This is a genomic window from Acidiphilium sp. 34-64-41, assembly GCF_002282635.1.
In the GTDB taxonomy this organism is placed as follows: domain Bacteria; phylum Pseudomonadota; class Alphaproteobacteria; order Acetobacterales; family Acetobacteraceae; genus Acidiphilium; species Acidiphilium rubrum.
This window is the reverse complement of record NZ_NCJX01000079.1, coordinates 1-21,551: the sequence shown is the minus strand read 5'-3', so window position 1 is coordinate 21,551 and position 21,551 is coordinate 1. Positions and strand designations below refer to the sequence as shown.

The 21,551-nt window shown below is 59.5% G+C and carries 20 protein-coding genes; 6 read left to right on the top strand and 14 right to left on the bottom strand.

Annotated features, from left to right (window positions below; translation table 11 throughout):
- Positions 1 to 187: 187 nt before the first annotated feature.
- The 6 genes from B7X49_RS14415 to B7X49_RS14390 form a co-directional block, all read right to left on the bottom strand.
- Entirely contained in the window at positions 188 to 1,165 is a 978-nt protein-coding gene (locus tag B7X49_RS14415; protein ID WP_286704361.1) for an NAD-dependent epimerase/dehydratase family protein, read from the bottom strand.
- Positions 1,162 to 1,761 carry an SIS domain-containing protein gene (locus B7X49_RS14410; RefSeq protein WP_286704362.1) on the bottom strand — a complete coding sequence of 200 codons (600 nt, stop codon included), beginning with the start codon at positions 1,759 to 1,761 and terminating at the stop codon, positions 1,162 to 1,164. Before B7X49_RS14410 ends, B7X49_RS14415 begins: the two co-directional genes overlap by 4 nt.
- A complete protein-coding gene (locus tag B7X49_RS14405; protein ID WP_408735575.1) occupies positions 1,751 to 2,536 on the bottom strand; it encodes a 3-hydroxybutyrate dehydrogenase in 786 nt (261 codons plus the stop codon). Before B7X49_RS14405 ends, B7X49_RS14410 begins: the two co-directional genes overlap by 11 nt.
- A gap of 175 nt (positions 2,537 to 2,711) precedes the next feature.
- The gene (locus B7X49_RS14400; RefSeq protein WP_286704363.1) at positions 2,712 to 3,272 is read right to left on the bottom strand and encodes a fasciclin domain-containing protein; all 561 of its coding nucleotides are present in this window, start codon (positions 3,270 to 3,272) and stop codon (positions 2,712 to 2,714) included.
- 129 nt (positions 3,273 to 3,401) lie between these two features.
- Positions 3,402 to 4,631: a bifunctional glutamate N-acetyltransferase/amino-acid acetyltransferase ArgJ gene (gene argJ, locus B7X49_RS14395; RefSeq protein ID WP_286704364.1), complete on the bottom strand. Its 1,230-nt coding sequence runs from the start codon at positions 4,629 to 4,631 to the stop codon at positions 3,402 to 3,404.
- Between the two features lie 9 nt (positions 4,632 to 4,640).
- On the bottom strand, positions 4,641 to 5,492 hold the full coding sequence (locus B7X49_RS14390; RefSeq protein ID WP_286704365.1) for a peptidylprolyl isomerase: 852 nt from the start codon (positions 5,490 to 5,492) through the stop codon (positions 4,641 to 4,643).
- Between the two features lie 291 nt (positions 5,493 to 5,783).
- Between B7X49_RS14390 and secA the strand changes: the two genes are divergently transcribed.
- Positions 5,784 to 8,525 carry a preprotein translocase subunit SecA gene (gene secA, locus B7X49_RS14385; protein WP_286704366.1) on the top strand — a complete coding sequence of 914 codons (2,742 nt, stop codon included), beginning with the start codon at positions 5,784 to 5,786 and terminating at the stop codon, positions 8,523 to 8,525.
- Positions 8,526 to 8,625: 100 nt separating this feature from the next.
- Positions 8,626 to 9,075 (top strand): DUF2380 domain-containing protein, encoded by a 450-nt coding sequence (locus B7X49_RS14380; protein WP_286704367.1) that lies wholly within the window; start codon positions 8,626 to 8,628, stop codon positions 9,073 to 9,075.
- Here B7X49_RS14380 and B7X49_RS14375 read toward each other — a convergent pair.
- From B7X49_RS14375 to phaR, 6 genes are all read right to left on the bottom strand, one after another.
- Entirely contained in the window at positions 9,072 to 9,527 is a 456-nt protein-coding gene (locus B7X49_RS14375) for a MarR family winged helix-turn-helix transcriptional regulator (RefSeq protein ID WP_408735574.1), read from the bottom strand. The genes B7X49_RS14380 and B7X49_RS14375 overlap by 4 nt on opposite strands.
- A 194-nt stretch (positions 9,528 to 9,721) precedes the next feature.
- Positions 9,722 to 10,213: a 30S ribosomal protein S9 gene (rpsI, locus tag B7X49_RS14370; RefSeq protein WP_029313475.1), complete on the bottom strand. Its 492-nt coding sequence runs from the start codon at positions 10,211 to 10,213 to the stop codon at positions 9,722 to 9,724.
- Positions 10,214 to 10,215: 2 nt separating this feature from the next.
- Positions 10,216 to 10,680 (bottom strand): 50S ribosomal protein L13, encoded by a 465-nt coding sequence (gene rplM / locus B7X49_RS14365; RefSeq protein WP_029313476.1) that lies wholly within the window; start codon positions 10,678 to 10,680, stop codon positions 10,216 to 10,218.
- Positions 10,681 to 10,753: 73 nt separating this feature from the next.
- Entirely contained in the window at positions 10,754 to 11,704 is a 951-nt protein-coding gene (locus B7X49_RS14360; RefSeq protein ID WP_286704369.1) for an NAD-dependent epimerase/dehydratase family protein, read from the bottom strand.
- A 10-nt stretch (positions 11,705 to 11,714) separates the two neighbouring features.
- Positions 11,715 to 14,018, bottom strand: coding sequence for a glycoside hydrolase family 15 protein (locus B7X49_RS14355; RefSeq protein ID WP_286839900.1), 2,304 nt, complete (start codon positions 14,016 to 14,018; stop codon positions 11,715 to 11,717).
- A complete protein-coding gene (phaR, locus tag B7X49_RS14350; RefSeq protein WP_029313481.1) occupies positions 14,015 to 14,611 on the bottom strand; it encodes a polyhydroxyalkanoate synthesis repressor PhaR in 597 nt (198 codons plus the stop codon). The genes B7X49_RS14355 and phaR overlap by 4 nt, the downstream gene beginning before the upstream one ends.
- Before the next feature lie 294 nt (positions 14,612 to 14,905).
- On the opposite strand from phaR, the gene B7X49_RS14345 reads away from it, so the two are divergent.
- The 4 genes from B7X49_RS14345 to gabT are packed head-to-tail and all read left to right on the top strand — an operon-like array spanning position 14,906 to position 18,752.
- On the top strand, positions 14,906 to 16,078 hold the full coding sequence (locus B7X49_RS14345; RefSeq protein WP_286704371.1) for an acetyl-CoA C-acetyltransferase: 1,173 nt from the start codon (positions 14,906 to 14,908) through the stop codon (positions 16,076 to 16,078).
- A gap of 4 nt (positions 16,079 to 16,082) precedes the next feature.
- Complete coding sequence (locus tag B7X49_RS14340; protein ID WP_286704372.1) at positions 16,083 to 16,784, top strand: CoA transferase subunit A; 702 nt, start codon at positions 16,083 to 16,085, stop codon at positions 16,782 to 16,784.
- Between the two features lie 11 nt (positions 16,785 to 16,795).
- The gene (locus tag B7X49_RS14335) at positions 16,796 to 17,461 is read left to right on the top strand and encodes a 3-oxoacid CoA-transferase subunit B (RefSeq protein ID WP_286704373.1); all 666 of its coding nucleotides are present in this window, start codon (positions 16,796 to 16,798) and stop codon (positions 17,459 to 17,461) included.
- Positions 17,462 to 17,471: 10 nt separating this feature from the next.
- On the top strand, positions 17,472 to 18,752 hold the full coding sequence (gabT, locus tag B7X49_RS14330; protein ID WP_286704374.1) for a 4-aminobutyrate--2-oxoglutarate transaminase: 1,281 nt from the start codon (positions 17,472 to 17,474) through the stop codon (positions 18,750 to 18,752).
- A 9-nt stretch (positions 18,753 to 18,761) separates the two neighbouring features.
- Here gabT and B7X49_RS14325 read toward each other — a convergent pair whose 3' ends face one another.
- The gene (locus B7X49_RS14325; protein WP_286839895.1) at positions 18,762 to 20,795 is read right to left on the bottom strand and encodes a hypothetical protein; all 2,034 of its coding nucleotides are present in this window, start codon (positions 20,793 to 20,795) and stop codon (positions 18,762 to 18,764) included.
- A gap of 82 nt (positions 20,796 to 20,877) precedes the next feature.
- On the bottom strand, positions 20,878 to 21,282 hold the full coding sequence (locus tag B7X49_RS14320; RefSeq protein WP_286839892.1) for a YraN family protein: 405 nt from the start codon (positions 21,280 to 21,282) through the stop codon (positions 20,878 to 20,880).
- Positions 21,283 to 21,551: the final 269 nt, after the last annotated feature.

Genomic DNA, 21,551 nt, shown 5'->3' with positions numbered 1-21,551 from the left:
CACACCACCAAGCCCTCTCAGACCCAGCAATACAATCAGTAGCCAAACGCCACCAACGTATCCCTTCCTAGCCTATTCACAAACCTCAAAGAACAAAACGACGGGACCTTTGATCCCGCCGAACACCTTATTTTTCGATGGAGACTTAAGACGCCGCCGCCGATGTGACTGATGTATTACAGCGAGATTATCCCGTCAAGCCCCTTTCCGCACACCAGTCCCGATACCACGCCACGAAACGCGGAACACCTTGATTTAACGTCACTTTCGGCTCGAAACCGGTCAACGCCGTCAAAGCGTCGAGATCCGCACAGGTCTCCACCGGGTCGGCCGCCGGTCGGGGCGTGTCGACAATGATCGCTTTGCGGCCGAGTTCAGCCTCCAAAATTACGACCAGATCGAGCACGGTTTCAGCACGGTTATTACCGATATTAAACAGACGATGCTCACTGTTGTTTTTGGGAGGCAGATCGACCACCCCCAGCACGCCGGCCACGATATCTTCGATAAAGGTGAAGTCTCGTTTCAGTCGCCCGCCCTCGTAGAGCGTGATGGGACGTCCGGCCATCATGGCTTCGGCGAAGCTGAAATATGCCATGTCAGGCCGGCCCCAGGGGCCGTAAACCGTGAAGAAACGCAAACCGGTCTGACGCAGCCCATAAAGATGCGAGTACGCAATGCTCATCATTTCGTCTGCGCGTTTGGTTGCCGCGTAAAGCGATTGCGGCCGATCGGCCCGCGCCGCCTCGCTGTAAGGCAAGGCCGACCCTGCGCCATACACGGACGATGAACTGGCATACACAAGGTGTGTCAATCGGGGCGCATGACGCGCGGCTTCGAGGATCGACAGATGGCCGGTCAAATTCGATGACGCATAGGCGAACGGGTTGTCGATCGAATGGCGAACGCCGGCCTGTGCCGCCAGATGTATGATTACGTCAACATCCACGGATGTACTCCGCAGGGCATCGTGGTCAGCGATGTCAATTTCATGAAATGAGAACAGCCGCGCCGCGCTCAGCCGCGCCAAGCGCGCCCGCTTCAGGCGAACGTCGTAATACGAGTTGACGTTGTCGACACCCACCACCGTTTCCCCGCGTGCGAGCAATGTTTGGGCGACGTGATATCCAATGAAGCCTGCGACCCCGGTGACCAGAAACGTCATCGATCCGCGCCAATCAAACGATCCTCGAGCAACTCCAGAATAATGTGGCCCAGTGCGATATGGCACTCCTGGATCCGCATGGTCTCAAAGTCCGGTACGAGGAGGGCGTGATCACAGAGCGCTCGTGCGGCACCGCCATCCCCACCTAACAGACCCACCGTCGTAATGCCCATTTCACGGCCAACCTGGAGCGCCCGCACGACCGAAGGCGAGCGGCCGGAGGTCGTGATGCCAAACAAGACGTCGCCCGCTCTACCCAAGCCGGACAACGGCCGGGCAAAGACCTCATCAAATCCAAAATCATTGCCCGCGGCGGTGAGGGCCGAGGCGTCGAGGGTGAGCGAGATCGCCGGCCAGGAGTTGCGCACGACCGACCCGCGGAGCCGGATCAACAATTCGGTTGCGAGATGCTGTGAGTCGGACGCAGAGCCCCCATTGCCACAGAAAAGCAGCTTGTTACCCGCGCGGATCGCTGTATCGCACGCCTCGACGACCGCGATGATCGGCATCGGGTCTTCCGCCAAAGCAAGTTTCAGCGACGCGGCGCGCTGCAGTGATGAAACGATTCGCTCTGCCTCTTTCGAATTATTGCGCAACCCAGCCCCCATCGATCGACAATGCGGCGCCGGTCATGGTCGATCCCGCCTCGGAGCACAGGAACGCAGCGAATTGACCGATTTTTTCAGGCGTCGTGAATGCCAGCATCGGTTGCTTCTCGGCGAGGAGAGCGTTCGATTCGGCGCTGACGGACGTGCCATTGGCAGCGGCACGCGCTTCGATCTGCGCTTGAACAAGCGGCGTCAGCACCCAGCCTGGGCAGATTGCATTGACCGTGATTCCGTCATTGGCGCATTCGATTGCCGCGACCTTGGTCGCTCCAACCACACCGTGCTTCGCTGCCACATAGGCAATCTTATGGGCGCTGGCGACAAGCCCGTGCGCCGAGGCGATGTTTATGATCCGCCCCCATCCGCGCCGCTTCATTCCCGGCAACACCGCCTTCATACCATGGAACACGGCAGAGAGGTTGAGTGCGATCACCGCGTCCCATTTTTCTCCGGGAAAATCCTCGATCGACGCGACGTGCTGAATCCCGGCATTGTTGACCAGAATATCGATAGAGCCGAACGCCGCCTCACACCGGCGAGCCAGCATGTCAATTTCAGCTGGCTTGGTCAGATCGGCAGCTTCGAACGCGACGGTAACGCCAAACTCACCGGCGATGGCGGACCGCGTTGCCTCGATCGCGGTCGGGTCGCCGAACCCGTTCAGCACGATGGTGGCCCCGGCGCTGGCCAGTTCCCGCGCGATTCCGAGCCCGATGCCGCTCGTCGAACCCGTCACCAAAGCAATTTTTCCAGCTAGTCCCACAACTCTCCCCCCCGAAACCATTGATGTGCCGTTCTGAGCCAAGCGAGGCCAGCGTTCAAGCGTGCGAGCGCTGATCAACGCGCCACAAAAAAAACCAGCGACCTTAATTGATCGCTGGTTCCAGTATGGCTGCGGGGGTGGGGAATCCCGCGCCGTTCAGTGATCATCCCTGATGTTACGGCATCAGAACGCGATTGATCACCTGAATTACACCATTTGATTGTTTGACGTTGTAAATGATGATGTTGGCGGTATTGCCTTTCGCATCCATCACCTCGATGTTTCGCGGGCCGTTCATTTTGAACGTCAGATACGCACCGTTGAGGGTCTTCAGCTTGACCGTGCCACCATGTCCCTGGATATCGGCCGCCAGAGTGCCGAACGTGAAATCGCCAGGCACTACATGATACAGCAGAATAGACGTCAGCATTTTCTTGTTCGCTGGCTTAAGGAGCGTTGCAATCGTACCGTTCGGCAGCATGTCGAACGCCTCGTTGGTCGGCGCGAATACGGTGAAAGGACCTTTACCCTCGAGTGCCGTCACCAGGCCCGCAGCCTTCACCGCGGCAACCAATGTCGTATTATCCTTTGAGTTTACGGCATTTTGCACAATGTTTTTGGTCGGATACATCGGCGCGCCGCCAACCGTGACTGTATCGTTCATCATGGCCGCGGTCGCAACACCACCAAGTCCGGCAGCAAGGGCAAAACCGACCAGCAAGTGCTTGAGGTTCATCGCGTATCTCCTGTTCACGGCCGCTGATTTGAGGCCTTGTAACGGTGATACGGCGCTGACACTCGTTTGGATGATCCAACGTCAGCATCCATTATCACGAGTTCGTGATAATATCATGACGCTATTCAGTCAGCTGCGGTAGCTACCATTAATGTCGATATATCCATGCGTCAGGTCACAGCCCCATACGACCGCGCTGCCACGCCCCATCCCAAGGTCGACCGCAATCTTGATCTCGGAGCCGCCCATATGTGTGACGACCGGGGCTTCCTGATAGCCATCAACCACCCGCCCCTCACGCGCCATCCAGACGCCACCGACCGCCACGGCCAATCGATCACGTTCGGCGGGTTCTCCTGCCTTGCCGACCGCCATGACGATTCTGCCCCAATTTGCGTCTTCGCCGGCAACGGCGGTTTTCACCAAGGGAGAATTGGCGATCGCAAGACCAACCCGCCGTGCCGAGCGCCGCGACACGGCACCGGTAACCGTGATTTCGATCAGCTTGCGCGCCCCCTCACCGTCGCGGATGACCATCTGCGCGAGATCGTGCAACACACCGAGCAAAGCGAGCCGGAATGCTTTCAAATCCTTGGTACGTGCAACCAGCGCGTTACCTGCGGCACCGGTGGCGAACAGCAGGACGGTGTCCGACGTGGATGTGTCTGAATCGACCGTGATACAATTGAACGTCGGCTCGATAGACTGGAGCAGCATCGTTTGCAGCATGGGCGCAGGAATTGCCGCGTCAGTGACAACAAACGCCAGCATTGTTGCCATGTCTGGCGCGATCATGCCGCTACCTTTGGCGATGCCGGTGATCCGGACCGATGTGCCCCCTATCATCGTGGTCCGCGTAGCGGCCTTGGGGAAAGTGTCGGTCGTCATGATTGCGCTGGCTGCCGCCTTCCAGCCATCAGCCGACAGGCCGGCGGCCAGCTCGTCGGTGACGGAAGTGATCTTTTCCGTCGGCATCGGCTCACCGATTACACCGGTAGAGGCCAGAAAAATCTCCTCGGGCGCGCATTTCAAAGCGCGAGCAGCCGCGACCGCGCTTGCCCTGACTGCCGCGGCACCCGCGGCACCGTTGAACACATTCGCATTGCCGGCATTAACCAACAGGCCGCGCGCCAAACCGCGCGGCAAAATGTCCCGGCACCAGGTGACGGGCGCGCCAGGACATTTATTGCGGGTGAAAACGCCAGCGACCGTTGTACCCGGCGCAAAATCGGCCAACAGGACATCGGTGCGTCCGCGGTAGCGAATACCCGCGGCCACCGTTGCGAACCTGACGCCACCGACTGCCGGCAGATCCGGCAAGGGCAACGCGAGCGGAGATACCGCCAATTTTTTAGCCAAGCGAAGCCCTCAGTTCTTTGACGGCGCCGCCGCCGGAGACGCGGCATCGGGCGCCTTGGCGGGCGAGCCGTCCGGATTGAACAGTGCGATTTTCAAGCCAGTCCGTGCGGATTGGAGCGCCTTGGTGATGGCCTGATCGGTCAACGTCTGGCGAATTTTGTCTTTGACATCGGCAAATGTGGGGGCCGGTTTCTCGCGCTTGCCCTGAGATTTGATGATGTGCCAGCCGAATTGCGACTGCACGGGCTCCTTCGTGTAGGTCCCCGGCTTCAGCGCGAAGGCCGCATCGGCAAAGGGCTTGACCATTTCATCTTTGGTAAACCAGCCGAGTTCGCCGCCATTTTTGGCGCCGGGGTCGATGCTGTCCTTGATCGCCAGTTCACTGAATTTCGCCCCCTTGTCGAGCTGACCGATGATTTTCTCAGCCTCGGTCTTGGTTTTGACAAGGATCTGTCGTGCCTTGACCTCTTCGGCCTGTTTCTTTCCGACGTAATGCTTCTCGTAATAGGCTTTGACCGCAGCATCGCTGAGTTCGGGCTTCACTTCAGCGCGGAGATAGGCCGATTCGAGCGCCCGATCAGCGGCCTCATGCATCGATTTTGCCACGGAAGGCTTTTTGGCCGCACCTGATTGCCGCGCCTTCACCAGCAGGGCACGCTCATCGACCAATCGGTTCAGAAGAACGGGGTACAGCTCCTGGGGTGGGGCCTGCTGCAGCTGTGGGGGGAGCGATTGTGCCGCCTTGGCAAGGTCTGACAGATGGATTTTGTAACCGTTCACCGTGGCCACCACGGGGTCTTTCGGCGCCGGTTTGCCCGCGGTTGCCGCCGGCGCAGGCGAGCCATTTGCCGATGCCGCCATCGCATGGTTCGCTCCGATCGCCAGAGCCAGTGTGGCGGCGCCGAAGACGCCGATCGAATTGAGAAATAGAGAGCGTTTCATTCTGCTTGACCCCGTTGCATTTGCGCCGCACCATGGCGGAAGCGGCGGTCGCGGGCAAGATGCGCGATGTGTTGTCATAAAGCGGCAGCCTCTGTTCATTGACCAGATTGGCCTGCACTCCTATGTCAGTGCATTGGCCCCACGCCCGGCGCCGTATGGTGTCGTGCCAGGGTCGCACGAACAGCGGATAGACCGGAAACTCGCCTCATCATGTTTGCAAGCATTGCCCGCGCCCTTATTGGGACCACCAACGATCGGTCATTGAAGGCTTACCGCCGGAGAATCGACAGCATCAACGCGCTCGAACCCGAACTTGCGGCGTTGGATGATGCGGCACTCCAGGCGAAGACCGCGGCGTTTCGAGCCCGCATCGACGCCGGCGAGAGCTTGAACGATTTGCTGCCTGAAGCGTTTGCGGTGTGCCGGGAAGGCGCGAAACGCGTTCTCGGTATGCGCCATTTCGACGTGCAGTTGATTGGCGGCATGGTGCTGCACGACGGTAAAATCGCGGAGATGAAGACCGGTGAGGGCAAAACACTGGTTGCCACCCTGCCCGTCTACCTGAATGCGCTGACCGGCAAGGGCGTGCACGTCGTCACCGTGAACGACTATCTGGCACGGCGGGACGCCGAGTGGATGGGACGGCTTTATAATTTTCTGGGCCTGACCGTTGGTGTCATTGTTCCCAATATCGAGGATGATGAGCGGCGCGCCGCCTACGCAAGCGACATCACGTACGGCACCAACAACGAATTTGGCTTCGATTACCTGCGGGATAACATGAAATATGCGTTGGCCGATATGGTGCAGCGCGATTTCAACTATGCCATCGTCGATGAGGTGGACAGTATCCTGATTGATGAGGCGCGCACACCGCTGATCATTTCCGGCCCGTCCGATGAGCCGACGGAACTATACGCTCAGGTCGATGTGGTCGTAAAAGTCCTGGCCGAGGACCCGTCGAATTTCGACAAGGACGAGAAATTCAAGACCGTGAACCTCACCGAAGCCGGTACCGAACGCGTCGAACAGATGCTCACCGAGGCCGGACTGCTCACTGAAGGTAATCTGTACGACGTTTTCAACATCTCCCTGGTTCACCACGTCCAGCAGAGCCTGCGTGCCCATACGTTGTTCACGCGCGACGTTGATTACATCGTCAAGAACGGTCAGGTCATCATCATCGATGAGTTTACCGGCCGCATGATGGATGGTCGCCGCTACTCGGATGGCCTGCACCAGGCGCTGGAAGCCAAAGAGCACGTCACCGTGGAGCGGGAAAACCAGACACTCGCCTCGATCACGTTTCAGAACTATTTCCGCCTGTATCCGAAACTGTCCGGCATGACCGGCACGGCACTGACCGAGGCCGATGAGTTTGAAGAGATCTACAAACTTCTCGTGGTCGAGATTCCGACCAATGTGCCGGTGTCGCGCAAGGATAGCGACGATGAGGTTTACAGAAGCGAAGGCGAGAAATATCAAGCCGTCGCAAATCTGATCGATGAATGCCGCGCCCGGAACCAACCGGTTCTGGTCGGAACCACGTCGATCGAAAAATCTGAATTAATTTCCAGCCTCCTGACCGGCATGGGCGTCGCCCACTCGGTTCTTAACGCGCGCTTTCACGAGCAGGAGGCCAGTATCGTGGCCGATGCCGGTGCGCCGGGTGCCGTCACCATCGCCACGAACATGGCTGGCCGCGGCACCGACATCAAACTCGGCGGCAATCTGGAGACACGCCTGAAGACCGAACTTGCCGCAGTCGATCCCCCCAATCACGCCGCACGTGAGGCAGAGATACGCGCCGAGATCGATGCCGCGCACGATGTCGTCAAGGCCGCCGGCGGTCTGTTTGTGATCGGTACCGAGCGTCACGAGAGCCGCAGGGTCGACAATCAACTGCGCGGTCGTTCGGGCCGCCAAGGCGACCCTGGCGCATCACGTTTCTTTCTCTCGCTTGACGACGACTTAATGCGCATTTTCGGCTCGGACCGCATGGGCCCGATGCTGCAGAAACTTGGTCTCAAGGATGGCGAAGCGATCATCCATCCTTGGATCAACAAGGCGCTTGAAAAAGCACAGAAAAAGGTTGAGGCGCGAAATTTCGATACCCGGAAGAACTTGCTGAAATACGATGACGTGATGAACAACCAGCGCAAGGAAGTGTATGCGCAACGACGGGAGTTCATGCGAGCCGACTCGGTGGCCGATGTGATCGGCGACATGCGGGCCGACACGATCGCCGAAATCGTCGAACGGCGGATCCCGACTAAAGCCTACGCCGAACAATGGGAAAGCGCGGAGTTGACGGCGGACGTTGACCGCATTTTTGGCTTGGTACTGCCGATCATCGACTGGGCAGCCGAGGAAGGTATTGACGAAACCCATCTGCGTGAAAGAATCGCTGACGCTGTCGAGGCGAATATGTCCGTAAAAGCGGCGAGCTTCGGTCCTGACTTCATGCGGTTCCTCGAAAAATCGATCCTTCTCCAAACACTCGACCATCTGTGGAAGGAGCATCTGCTCGCGCTCGACCATCTGCGCCAAGGTATTGGTCTGCGGGCGTATGGGCAGCGCGATCCGCTGAACGAATATAAAGCGGAAGCCTTCGCACTGTTTTCAGTGATGCTGGAGGATTTAAAAGAGCAGGTATCGACCGCACTCGCACATGTCGAACTGGGCACCGATCCTACTGCCAACGCCCCCATATTCGACCCATCCGAGATGTATGAACAGCATGAAAGTGCTGCCCGCTATGATGGTGATATTGCGCTAGCGGGCCAGCGACCGGTCAATGAAGTCACACCGATGCCGATAACCAACGTTCGGCAGGAAGCGGTCGATCCAGGCCGCCCGGAAACTTGGTTCGCCACTCCTCGGAACGCCCTGTGTCCATGCGGGTCGGGTAAAAAATTCAAACATTGCCACGGTAATTTGGGGGCAGACTAAGCTGAAAGCGTACCAAACCAGGATACTACCCCTCATACTAGCTTTGTGCGTCGGACAGTCGGTTGCGCTGGCGCATCAGTCACCCGCACGCGCGAGGATCTTGATCGAGCCATTCGATTTGTTCGACACGTCCATTGATCATCGCGCCTTCGTACTGGCTGATCAAAAACGATGGCTTTTGGATGCCGCTACGGCAATGCGCCATGAACTTGCCGACGACAAGCGGCTAATCGTTGTAACAGGTGCCGCAACTCAGCATGCCACCGCTACAGCGCTCAAATCCTATCAGCATCCTTCGACGTGCAGGTCTTGTGCGATCAGCGCCGCGCACTCAACTGGTGCCCAATATGTTTTCATCGGATCAATTCACAAAGTTAGTGATCTGATCATTTATATGCGCGGGGAGCTAGATTCGGTCGACCAAAAACAACCTCTGATGGTGAAATCGATGGAAGTCAAAGCCGATAACAAGACGATGGTTCTACGTGCGGCAGCCACAATGGTGACCGCGGTTAATCGGCATTTGCAACTCAAAAGCAAGCTGCCTTAGACCTCCTCGCTGGGTCCTGTCGCAAGAGTTTCGGTCAGCTCGTCAAGTGTATCACGTAAGTTCCTGAATGCATCGATGTCGAGACCGGTACGATAGCGCACTGTGTTTTGAACTTCGGCCAACCGCGCCTCGAGCGCCCGTCCTTGGGGCGTTAGTCGCACCACTACCACTCGTTCGTCGGCGCGGTTGCGCTCACGCGTAATCCAGCCAGCCTCTGCCAGTCGCTTTAATAATGGCGTAACAGTCGCCGCATCCAGTTTGAGGGCATCGGCGATACCATTTACCGTAGATTCCACACGCTCGAGGAGCACCAAAAGCACAATATACTGCGGATAGGTTATGTTGAATTCCGCCAGCATGGGCCGATAAATGCGTGTTATAGCATGAGTTGCCGCGTAAAGTGCGAAACAAAGTTGCTCGCCCAATCGCAACCTATCTAATTTATCGCCCACGCATCACCCGATTAAATACGTCTTCGTTTTTATACACGTTAAACTATCGCGTCCAGCACCAGACCGATCACGGGCAAATTTCATCCCATCGTTACAGTTATATTCAATGCGCAGCAACAACAAAACGTCAGAATATCAAAAATAAACGCCACTTCCGGCGAACCGGGAGTGGCGGTAGGATCGACTCCGTGATCTCAGCGCTTGCTGAACTGGAAGCTACGACGCGCTTTCGCCTTGCCGTACTTCTTGCGTTCCACGGTACGCGGGTCACGCGTCAGGAACCCGGCAATTTTGAGGATGCCGCGCAAGTCGGGTTCGTAATATGTCAATGCCCTGGATATCCCGTGACGGACGGCGCCCGCCTGGCCCGACAGACCGCCGCCGGTTACGGTTGCGAAGACATCGAACTGATTGTAGCGGTCAGCGACCAGAAACGGCTGCGTAATCAACATACGCAAGACCGGCCGGGCAAAGTACTGCGCCGCCTTCCGTCCGTTGATCACAATCTCGCCCTTGCCAGGCTTGATCCAAACGCGTGCGACAGCATCCTTGCGGCGGCCCGTCGCGTAGGAACGGCCCAGCGCATCACGCTTCGGTTCACGCTTCGGTGCGGCTTCGGTCTCGGACAGGATCGACCCAGGGGTCACGACAGATTTCAAATCGGCGAGCGTTCCGGTTCCAGACATGCTCAGGCCCTCACATTCTTGCGGTTCATGGCAGCGACATCCAGCGTCTTGGGCTGCTGCCCATCGTGCGGATGGGTGGTTCCCGCATAGATATGCAGGTTTTTCATCTGCTGGCGCTGCAAAGGACCGCGCGTTATCATGCGCTCCACTGCTTTTTCCAGCACGCGCTCCGGATGCTTGCTTTCGAGACGCTGACGCAACGTCCGCCCCTTGATGCCGCCAGCAAAGCCCGTGTGATAGTAAAACACGCTCTGGTCGAGCTTATTGCCCGTGACCTTCACTTTCTCCGCATTGACGACGACGATATGATCGCCGCAATCGACATGCGGTGTGAACTGGGGCTTGTGCTTGCCCCTAAGACGCGTGGCAATCAGAGCGGCCAGACGACCGAGCACCAGACCCTCGGCATCGATCAGCACCCAGTCCCTCTGCACGTCCGCCGGCTTCAGCGAAACGGTAGTTTTCATCATGGAAATCCTTACGACTACAGGCTTATGTTCGACCGGATTATGCAAGAACATGCTGTTAACGTCAAGTGGATCAGTCAGCGGTATTATTATACCGTATCGCTGCCGCCGTCCGCTGAAGGGCATTTTCCACCGACGTGGGGGCTCGGTACCCGAGGGTTCGCGCGGTCAATGAGACATCCGCCTGAAACGATCCCGCAAAACTCTGCCAAAGCGATGCCTTACCGGCGGCCGTGGCGCCGGCCTGCAGCACCCGCTCCGGGACCGGTAGCAACGCTCGCCGCCGGCTTAGCCCGCGCATCAAGGCACGGATCAGGTCCGGCGTCGAAATCGGCTGCTCGTGGGCGGCGATCAGAATGTCCGGGACTTCCGCCGCATTGATGGTGCGGCCGATGAGTGCTGCGAGATCATCGACATCGATGAAACTACGCTTGTTTCGGATGCGGCCGAACGGTAGCGGCCAGCGTGATTCGATCAGCCGGATCAGGCGAGGAATGTTGCCGGCGCAACCGGGCCCGACCACCGCGCAAGGGCGGATGATAACCAGGCTGGTTGCGCTGCCGGCTAAAGCATCGCGCACGGCACGTTCGCCGTCCAACTTGCTGCGGGCATAAGGATCATCCGGGCCGACGATGCTCGATTCGGAAAACGGGTCCGGCCGGGACTTGCCAAACACTGCCGCCGAGGAGACCAGCACGAACCGTGGCACGCCGCGTGACGCCGCGATCTCGGCGACCCGCCGCGCCGCCGTGACATTTGCCGAGGCCATCGCGGTTGGGTCGACGCCGGTGCGATGAGCCAGTCCCGCGGCGTGAACCACCGCGGCGACGCCCCGCATGGCGTTGGCGAGGGCCGGCTCCGGTGCAGCCAGATCACCAGCATCGACCTGCCGACTTGCGCCGGGGATATCCCGCGGACGTCGCAGTGCCACGACAACCTCGTGTCTGTTCGCAGCCAGATGCAGCGTTACCGCACGCCCGATGAAGCCGGCTGCACCACTGACCAGGACCGATGACGCACTCACGGCTCAGTTTTTACCCGACAATGGCAACCGTAAAATTCCGGCCGCGCCAACCGCCATCGTTCAGGCTCCACGTGAAAATCAGGGCACGCCCGGCGCTGAGAGCGGCAGACGGCAGTTCCGCCGCGTGGATGCCGAGGCCGGCATCGGTCGTCGGCACTTCGTGGACGGTTGCCCAGTCATCGTCGGTCCAGTGAATGACGCCCGGGCCGGTGATTTCGACGCGGAGATTCTGGCCTGCGGGTATTTTGCTCCGGCGCCAGGCCTCGCGCCAGTCACGGCACCGCGACGTGATGTTCTCGACCTGATAGCGTCTTACGGTTTGCGGCGGCAAATCGAACACGGCTCCATCGCGCAAGGAGCGCAACAGTTTCACGTATTCGGCGTGCGCCCACACCAAGGGCATTGCCGATCCGCTGGGACGGCCGCGGACCAGTTCATGCTCGGGCAGATTATCGGCGTCCCACACCTGTTCGGGCAGCAGACCACCTTCGCTGGCGCAACGCTCCATCGTGATCCGCAGCGCATCGGCGCCGGCCAGGTCATCGGCGGCGATCGCAAAATGCGCGTTATAGCGATGCCACACCGGCCCCTGCGGCAGGTCGATCCTGGTCAGATGATCGATCACGGTGATGGTATCGCGAATCCGAGGATCGTGCGCGGCCCGGAGCCCGAACCGGACCAGCGCGAGCGCGTCCGCGCCGATCAATTCGTCGGTTGCGACGTCGGCTTCACCCTCGGGGCGGTTCCGCACCGCGATCCGCCCGTGCAGCGCCGCCCCTGCCAGATCGTGGTCGCCATCGGCGACGATGCGCAAATAATAACCCGCTACGCCACATCGGTTGGCCAGATCGGTCCCGCTGACATAGATCCAGCTTTCGATGTCGGCGTTCCATGCATCGGCCGTGTCACGCATGAGCCCTGCCTCTGCCGAGCGACCCAGGCGTTCGGCCAGATCGGCGCCAGCCAGCAGACCGGCGATTTCGACGGCCAGGGTTGCCGGCGTGTAGCCCGCGTTCTCCTCCCACCGGTCCTGACCGGTGGCCGGGCCGTTGGCGATGATGAAGGCGCAGGCGCTTCGAACCATCGGCCAGTAGTCACCAAGCTCCGCTTCGGCAACCGCGCCGTTTCGAAACGCCAAATCGAGCAGCAGGATCGGAAACGCCGTCTCATCCAATTGCAACCCGCCCCAATAGGCGGAACCGTCCAGCCATGTATTCTGCGGCCAGTGGCCGTCCGCCTCCTGGATCACGCGCAGGTAATCGAGTGTGCGGCGGGCGTCCGCATGCGCGCCGCAGGCGATCAACGCGCCGGCCGTCTCCGCCAGATCGCGCGGCCAGACCAGATGGTAGCCACCCAGATCGTCATCGCCCTTGCTGGCGCCCCACGGGATCGACAGGCTGGCAATCGAGCCGCCCGGAAACAATGGACTTTCATGGCACCGCATCACCGCCGTGCTGACCCGGTAGAAATTATGCGGACCGGTGGGTTGGGGTGGGTCCAGCGGCTCGAGCCCGTGCTGCCAATGACGCCAGTTGGCGACATACTCATTCTCGGCACGCTCAAAGCCGCCCGCAAGACTTGCTGCGGCCTGGAACGCCGCTTCCTCAGGTTTCCGCCCGAAGCCGATCGCAATGAGAGCCGGCGCGGTCGTATCGATTTCGGCGACCAATGCGATATTGCCGTCCTCGGCGCGATCAAATCGTTCCTGCAAACTGCCATGACGCTGCAGCGTCTGCCATCCATCCGACGTGCCGACATAGCCGACGCTCGCGGCCAGCAACCCCGATGAACAGGCCATCGCGAGGCAGGTGCCATCGCCCGAGGCGAACAGCATGGGCATGCCTTTGTATGCGCCGACCCATCCGGTATTGTGGGAACCGCCGTTGACGAGATGCGGCGCCAACAGGGCAAACAGGCGCAAGCCTGTGACGCCCGGGTTCGTTGTCAGCGTGATATGCTGCAGCACGCAGTCAAAGCGGGGATCAGCGACGATTTTCTTTTCGATGGTTAAGCCATGCTGTTCGCAGGTGTTGGTGATCGTGAACAGGGGAACGCCGTCGGCGAGGCGGCGGGTGCGGCTGACGGTGCCTCGCTTTTCCTCGACGAACAGGCCACCGGGGGTCCCATCGGTCACGATCAACCCGCAATCACGGGTGCAGGCCTGATCGACCCGGGGATAATAAATCTCGTCGAGAATGCCGTGGCTATGGGTAAACCACACGGCACTGCGGGGGGAGAGCGCCGTACCGACGCCGTCCTTGGCGCTTGACGTCCATCGTGGTGGCAGGCCGGGGGCGCCCGGAGCGATCGTCACGGTCTCTTGGCCTTGTTCGACTTTATGTCGGCGAGTTCGGCCTGTAGCCGGTCGATCTCGCTGCGCAGAGTATCGATCTCTTCGGGAACCAACTCCGGCGTCGTCTCCGACTTCGTCTCGGAGCGCGGTGCGAAGGGCGCGAACAGGCTCATCGCGCGCTCCATCATGGCAATGTTCTGCCGGCCGATCTCTTCCATGCCGGGGGGCAGAAAACTTCCCATGGTCTGCTGCATCGCCGCGCGCATCTGCGCCTGCTGGCGGCCAAACTGGGCCATCGCCGACTCCAGATAACGCGGAACCATGCCTTGCATGTTGTCACCATAAAGGCCGATCAATTGCCGCAGAAAATTCGTCGGCAACATCGACTGACCAACTTTGCTCTCTTCCTCGACGATAATCTGGGTCAAAACAGACCTAGTGATGTCTTCGGATGTCTTAGCATCGTAGACAACAAAATCCCGGCCGGCCCTGACCATTTCGGACAAGGTTTCAAGAGTGATATACGAGGACGATTCGGTGTTATATAAGCGACGATTTGCGTATTTTTTGATAACAACTTGCGTTGCTGCCGTCTCATCCGGTGTTTGAGCCATCGTTATCGCCCCTTCCCTTTCACCCGAAACGAACTTTCGCATATCTATGACGAAGTCGTGGTGCGCTGCGGTAGAATGGCAGAGAAAGGTATTGAATGCTAGCACGGCCGGGCGCTGGGGACATCCCGCGACCACTGGACGCCGCCGCCTCGATCAACCCCGTCCCGCCTACCCCGTTACAAGCCCGGCCGAAACCAACACGCGAGGGCGGAAAATCCATCCCGGCCGACCAGTAGCGGCAACGGCGCAACAGGTTTATGCTGCGCGCAGTAAAGAGATGTGGAGGAAAAACTCGTGGAAGACATCGTGATCGTTGCCGCGGCACGTACGCCGGTCGGTAGTTTCAATGGCGCGTTTGCGAACACGCCGGCTCATATCCTGGGTGAAGTTGCGATTAAGGCGGTAATCGACGGATCGGGGATCGATGCCGACGAAATCGACGAGGTCATTCTCGGACAGGTCCTCACAGCGGGCGAAGGCCAGAACCCGGCCCGCCAGGCCGCTCGCAATGCCGGGATACCCGACGCGAAGACGGCATTCGGCATCAATCAGGTCTGCGGCTCCGGCCTGCGCGCCGTCGCTCTGGCGGCGCAGCAGATCATGTCCGGCCAAAGCGATATCGTGGTCGCGGGCGGTCAGGAGAGCATGTCGATGAGCCCGCATTGCGCCCACATGCGCACCGGCACCAAAATGGGCGACATGAAATTGATCGACACGATGATCAAGGACGGCCTGTGGGACGCCTTCAACGGGTATCACATGGGGACGACCGCCGAGAACGTCGCGCGCGCCTATCAGATCAGCCGCGACGATCAGGATGCCCTGGCCCTCGCGTCCCAGCAAAAGGCGTCTGCCGCGCAGAAATCGGGTCGGTTCAAGGACGAAATCGCGCCGGTGACGCTGTCGGGACGCAAAGGCGATGTCGTCGTGTCCGATGATGAGTACATCCGCCATGACTCATCTGCGGAGGGCATGGCACGCCTCAAGCCCGCGTTCGCGAAGGACGGCACGGTAACAGCCGGCAACGCGTCAGGCCTGAACGACGGGGCCGCGGTCCTGATGGTGATGTCGGCAAAGGACGCCGCACGGCGCGGCATTACCCCCCTCGCCCGCATCGCCAGTTTTGCCACGGCCGGCGTCGATCCGGCCCTGATGGGAACCGGGCCGATCCCATCGTCGCAAAAGGCGCTTGATCGGGCGGGTTGGACGGCGGCAGACCTTGATCTGATTGAGGCCAACGAGGCGTTTGCCGCCCAGGCGTGCGCGGTGAACAAGGGCCTCAGCCTCGATCCCGCGAAGGTCAACGTCAACGGCGGCGCGATTGCGATCGGCCATCCGATCGGCGCATCCGGGGCACGCGTGCTGATTACGTTGTTGCACGAAATGCAGAAACGCAGCGTGCACAAAGGCCTTGCCACACTCTGTATCGGCGGCGGCATGGGCGTTGCCATGTGCGTCGAGCGCTAGATGCATGCGCAAGGTCTATAAAAATTCTACCGAAGCGCTCGCCGGGCTCCTGCGTGACGGCATGACCATCCTGTCCGGCGGATTTGGCCTCTGTGGTGTGCCGATGGCGCTCATCGAAGCCATCCGCGACAGCGGCGTCAGCAACCTCACGATCGTTTCCAACAATGCCGGGATCGATGGGGCCGGGCTTGGGATCCTTCTCGAGTCCCGGCAGATCAAGAAAATGATCTCCTCCTATGTCGGGGAAAACGCGACTTTCGCACGGCAATATCTTGCGGGTGAACTCGACATCGAATTCAATCCGCAGGGAACGCTGGCAGAGCGCATCCGCGCCGGCGGCGCCGGGATTCCCGCTTTTTTCACGGCAACCGGTTTTGGCACCGCCGTGGCCGAGGGTAAGGAGACCCGCGCGTTCGACGGCAGGCATTACGTGATGGAGCGCGGCATCGTCGGGGATCTGGCCATTATCCATGCCTGGAAAGGCGATACCGAGGGCAATCTGGTCTATCGCAAGACCGCGCGCAACTTCAATCCGATCGTGGCAACTGCGGCAAACATGACGGTGGCGGAGGTGGAGCATCTGGTCGAGCCTGGCAGTCTCGATGGTGATCACATTGTAACGCCTGGTATTTTCGTCAAAAGGATCGTTCTGCTCGATCAGGTGGATAAGCGCATCGAGCAGCGCACCGTGCGCAAACGGGCTTAGGGAGAGCGTAGATGGCTTGGACAAGAGATCAAATGGCCGCGCGCGCCGCACTTGAATTGCAGGACGGCTTCTACGTCAACCTGGGGATCGGCATTCCCACCCTGGTTGCCAACCATATACCGGCGGGAATGTCGGTACAGCTCCATTCTGAAAACGGTATGCTGGGCATCGGGCCCTTCCCGTTCGAAGGCGATGAGGATGCAGACCTGATCAACGCGGGCAAACAGACTGTGACGGATCTTCCGACGACCAGTTATTTCGACAGTGCCGCGTCGTTCGGCATGGTGCGTGGCGGGCATATCGATATTTCGATCCTCGGTGCACTGCAGGTGGCCGAAAATGGCGATCTGGCCAATTGGATGATCCCGGGGAAGATGGTCAAAGGAATGGGCGGGGCGATGGATCTTGTCGCCGGCGTACCCCGCGTGGTGGTCCTGATGGAGCACACCGCAAAAGGCGCACCGAAAATCCTGAAATCATGCGATTTGCCGCTCACCGGCAAGGGCGTCGTCAGCATGATCGTGACCGACCTCGCGGTTTTCGAAGTCGATGCCCACAGCTCACCTTCACTCACATTGATCGACAAGCCGGACGACGTGACGATTGAACAGATCAGAGCCGCAACGGAGCCTGATTTCGCCATAGCGGCCACGATACGCGGCGCCACCGTGAATTGAGGAGACCTTCATGAAATCGAGCAACGCCAGTCTACAGGCACGGCGTGAAGCCGCCATACCGCGCGGCGTTGGCGTCGCCCACCCGGTCTACGCCGCTCGTGCCGAGAACGCCGAGTTGTGGGATGAGGACGGGCGCCGCTACGTCGACTTCGCCGGCGGCATTGCGGTTCTCAATACCGGGCACCGGCACCCAAAGGTGATTGCCGCGGTCGAAGCGCAACTGGCACGTTTTACCCATACGTGTTTTCAGGTGACGCCCTATGAACCGTATATCGAGCTGGCTGAGCGGCTCAACGCAATCGCACCGATCGAAGGGCCGGCCAAGACGATTTTTCTCACGACCGGCGCTGAAGCCGTTGAAAATGCGATAAAAATTGCCCGCGCTGCAACGGGTCGCCCAGGTATCATAACGTTTGCCGGCGGCTATCATGGCCGTACGCTGCTGACCATGGCGATGACCGGCAAGGTTATGCCCTACAAGCGCCTATTCGCGCCGATGCCAGCTGAGATCTATCACGCGCCGTTTCCGTTCGAGCCGTTCGGCGTGACGGTGTCGGACACATTGCGGGCGATCGAGATGCTGTTCCGGGCCGACATCGAACCCTCCCGGGTGGCGGCAATCGTGATCGAGCCTGTCCAGGGCGAAGGCGGCTTCATACCCGCGCCGGTCGAACTGCTGCACGCATTGCGAAAACTCTGCGACCACCACGGTATCCTGTTGATCGCCGATGAGGTGCAGACCGGATTCGGTCGTACCGGGCGCATGTTTGGCATCGAGCATTCCGGCGTCAAACCGGATATGCTGACCGTTGCGAAATCGCTGGCGGGCGGATTTCCCCTGTCCGGCGTGATCGGCCGCGCCGCGATCATGGATGCTCCGGAACCCGGTGGGCTCGGCGGCACCTATGCGGGCAACCCGCTCGCCTGTGCGGCGGCCCTTGCGGTGCTCGACGTGATTGAATCCGAAAATCTGGTCGAGCGCGCGAACGTCATCGGCGCGACGATCAAAGCCGCGCTGCATCGTATAGCATCGCGTAACGATGTCGTCCCAATCACTGCGATCCGCGGTCCCGGTGCCATGATCGCCTTCGATGTGGTCAAGGAGCGTGGCGGATACGTGGCTGCTCCGGACCAAACAAAGCACGTACTGGCCCGTGCGCGTGAGCACGGGCTGATTCTGCTGTCATGCGGCGTCAATGCCAACGCGATTCGTCTGTTGGTGCCCTTGACCGTCAGTGACGCCGTTTTGAATGAAGGGCTGGCTGCGTTGGAACGGGCCTTGGTCGCATGACCTTCCGGGCTACCGATAGCGCGCTATAGGGTCGGCGGCCTGCACGCGGTTCCAGTTGGCGTGAAGGAGAGCAATTTTGTCGAACACGGTGGTCAGATCGGCCATCTCGCGCGCCAATCGGCGTTCGATCGCCAGGTCACGATGGGATGGTTCGCCCGAGATGAGGCGGGCGCCCGCTGAGACTCTTAACCATCCGGTTTGAGCACCGCCTGTATTTGGCAATGCAACCGGCTGACCGATATGGCAAATCCGGGCGGCCAACGCTCGCTCGCTGGCTGCGACAAAGAGAGCCGAACAATCGGCGTTGAGCCAACGGTACAGCAGACGCATCGCCGCCGGGTCGAGAAGTCGGCCGGATTTACCGGGCTCGCGGACGGCAAATGCGAATATGGTCCGCTCGTTGTCCCATAACGCGCCATTGCGCTGCAGCGCAGGGACCGGTTGCAGCACGAAGATGCCATGCGCTTCGATGGCTCGAACAACCGTATCCTTGAATCGTTCAATGACCGCTGTTGTCTGCGCCGGTCCCACCGCCGCGAACGATCGGTATTCCGCCAACGCCGCACGCCAGCGCAGGAGCAATCCATAGTTGGTGCCGACCGGCAATCGATGCGCGGCAGTCGCGCCGCGCGGCCAGTCGCCCTGGCTGAAATAGGCACCAAGCCCGACCGGCAGGACGCCGCTTGTCAAGCGCGCGGCGATCGCCGGGGACATCAGGGCGGCGCCGGCAAACGGTGGCCCGGTCAGGAACTTCGAGCCGGTGACCTGGACTACAGCGTCCAGCGCGAGATAGTCACGCACGCGCTCAGGGGCGATCCGGGACTGACAAGCATCGACAACGATATCGAGCGCACCGTCAAAACGGCTCCGCAAGCTGCGGAGGAGTGCCATGGAGGGTGCCAGCAGGCCGGTTTTCGACAGATCGAGCGCGTGCAAAATGACACGATGACCGCTATCGATCGCTGACGCCACAGCCGCGGTGATCTCGGCTTCGACAGAGGCGGCGGGTCTGACCTGCCCTTCGCCGTCACGCAAAGGAATTGATATCAGGGCCGTGTCAGGCCGGAATCCCTCGATCGGCTCGGAACGAGACACGTCATGCCCCCTCGCCGTATCAACCGCGAAGTGCCGCCCCATTGCTGCCATCGGAACGCCGCTGCCAGTTTCCTCAGGCGCCAGCAAAATGGTTGTGATCGGCCGGTCGGCGACCGGCAGATGGCTGAGTCCCAGAGCGAGCAATTCACTGTCCGTCCCCGACGCCGCGAGCGCGACCGCGCCGCCCCGCGGAACGCCGAATGCCTTTCCGATGGCGCGACGGATAGCCAATGATTCGGCGAGAAGTGCCGACCGATTACCTGATCGGAGCATTGCGGCAGTCAAGCGGAGTCGCACGCGGTCCGCCGCCTCATAACCGCGCTCCGAGACGGAGGAGGCGGTGGAAGATGCAAAGGTGATAGCCCAGGGTCTAGGGCGGTGGCTGCAACCATATCCATTCAGATTCGTTTGAGGGTCGCGTAGAAGACGAATATCGCCACCTGTCTCCATAATCGTCTCGCATGTTCCGAGAGCGGACCAGAGCTCTATGACCCGAGCAGCATCGTTGGCCGAAAACTCGGCATCACATCCAATCCAATAAACGGCCAACATGTCCTGAATGTCTCGTAAACAATCGACCGATGGGGGGCGGTCGTCACCCATTTCATCGATCCAACGTAAGTTGTGGCCGAACGTGAAATGCTCCGCCTTGGCAAATTGTGCCGCAGCACGCGCGGCGGCCCAGCCGGCTAACATGATCGGGACACCGGCTCTCACAAGAAAAATCCATTCTCCTGCCAATCGCGCTAGGGATAAAATCACGTTCGGCTCTCGGTTTTTGCCGAGGATCATTTTGCGTGATCGATTTATCTGGAGATCTTTGGCATCGTCTGAAACGATCCAAGATGTCGTACGGAGCGGCCAGAAAGCGAAATCATTCTTGATCCGGGACTGAATAGGCGGCTTCATATCTAGCAACGACGAATACCTAACCTCAAAATTAACCATGGTCCCTCTCATTATTATTACATATAGACCTTTTTATAGTCGTAAGCAAACCTTGCACACTCGGCGCAGTGCAAACACCGTGTCACGACCGAACTTGATCCGCCCTGAACGCGTCTGGGATCGGAACGATGAGCCCGCCTACAACCAAAATCACATCAAAACGGGTCAGTTCCCGGCTCCAGACAGGATGTTCCGCGAGAATAATCTCTGCGGCCGCAATGAGCCGAGTTCGCTGACGATGCGTAACAGCCTCAGCAGCGGAACGCTCCTCAGCACGCGCTTTCACCTCGACAAAGATAAGCATGTCCGAATTTGCCACAACCAAGTCGATCTCACCGAGCGCCGTTCGAACACGCCGCGCAAGCAGATCGTATCCTTCCCGTTCGTACCACGCAGCCACGAGTCGCTCCGCCGCTCGTCCGGAAGCCTCTGCCAGAGACCGACGTTGATTTTTCCTACGACAACTCAACGTTTTTTTATTAACCATCTGTGAAATGATTCGTCATTGCATTAAACTCGTCTCAGGATTATCTCGACTAGCGAGCAATAGGTACCTACGGTTGCATCTCGGTCTCCATTTTCCTTTTTTTGGATTTCTCGAAAAAATCTATTGCTCTCGTCGCAGTCAATGAGTATATGTTTAGTCAGCTTACTATTTTGGCTCTTATAGCGTTGCCTGTTGATATGGTCCGAGACCGATGGCACCGAGGATCAAGGCGTCGGGTGTTACGTTCTGTCCCAGCGCTTCCAGCGTTC

What these genes read in the sequence shown, in the direction of transcription:
- B7X49_RS14415 (WP_286704361.1), bottom strand. Translation starts at nt 1,165, where the DNA reads ATGACGTTTCTGGTCACCGGGGTCGCAGGCTTCATTGGATATCACGTC.
- B7X49_RS14400 (WP_286704363.1), bottom strand. Translation starts at nt 3,272, where the DNA reads ATGAACCTCAAGCACTTGCTGGTCGGTTTTGCCCTTGCTGCCGGACTT.
- B7X49_RS14390 (WP_286704365.1), bottom strand. Translation starts at nt 5,492, where the DNA reads ATGGCGGCATCGGCAAATGGCTCGCCTGCGCCGGCGGCAACCGCGGGC.
- secA (WP_286704366.1), top strand. Translation starts at nt 5,784, where the DNA reads ATGTTTGCAAGCATTGCCCGCGCCCTTATTGGGACCACCAACGATCGG.
- rpsI (WP_029313475.1), bottom strand. Translation starts at nt 10,213, where the DNA reads ATGTCTGGAACCGGAACGCTCGCCGATTTGAAATCTGTCGTGACCCCT.
- rplM (WP_029313476.1), bottom strand. Translation starts at nt 10,680, where the DNA reads ATGAAAACTACCGTTTCGCTGAAGCCGGCGGACGTGCAGAGGGACTGG.
- phaR (WP_029313481.1), bottom strand. Translation starts at nt 14,611, where the DNA reads ATGGCTCAAACACCGGATGAGACGGCAGCAACGCAAGTTGTTATCAAA.
- B7X49_RS14340 (WP_286704372.1), top strand. Translation starts at nt 16,083, where the DNA reads ATGCGCAAGGTCTATAAAAATTCTACCGAAGCGCTCGCCGGGCTCCTG.
- B7X49_RS14335 (WP_286704373.1), top strand. Translation starts at nt 16,796, where the DNA reads ATGGCTTGGACAAGAGATCAAATGGCCGCGCGCGCCGCACTTGAATTG.
- gabT (WP_286704374.1), top strand. Translation starts at nt 17,472, where the DNA reads ATGAAATCGAGCAACGCCAGTCTACAGGCACGGCGTGAAGCCGCCATA.
- B7X49_RS14325 (WP_286839895.1), bottom strand. Translation starts at nt 20,795, where the DNA reads ATGGTTAATTTTGAGGTTAGGTATTCGTCGTTGCTAGATATGAAGCCG.
- B7X49_RS14320 (WP_286839892.1), bottom strand. Translation starts at nt 21,282, where the DNA reads ATGGTTAATAAAAAAACGTTGAGTTGTCGTAGGAAAAATCAACGTCGG.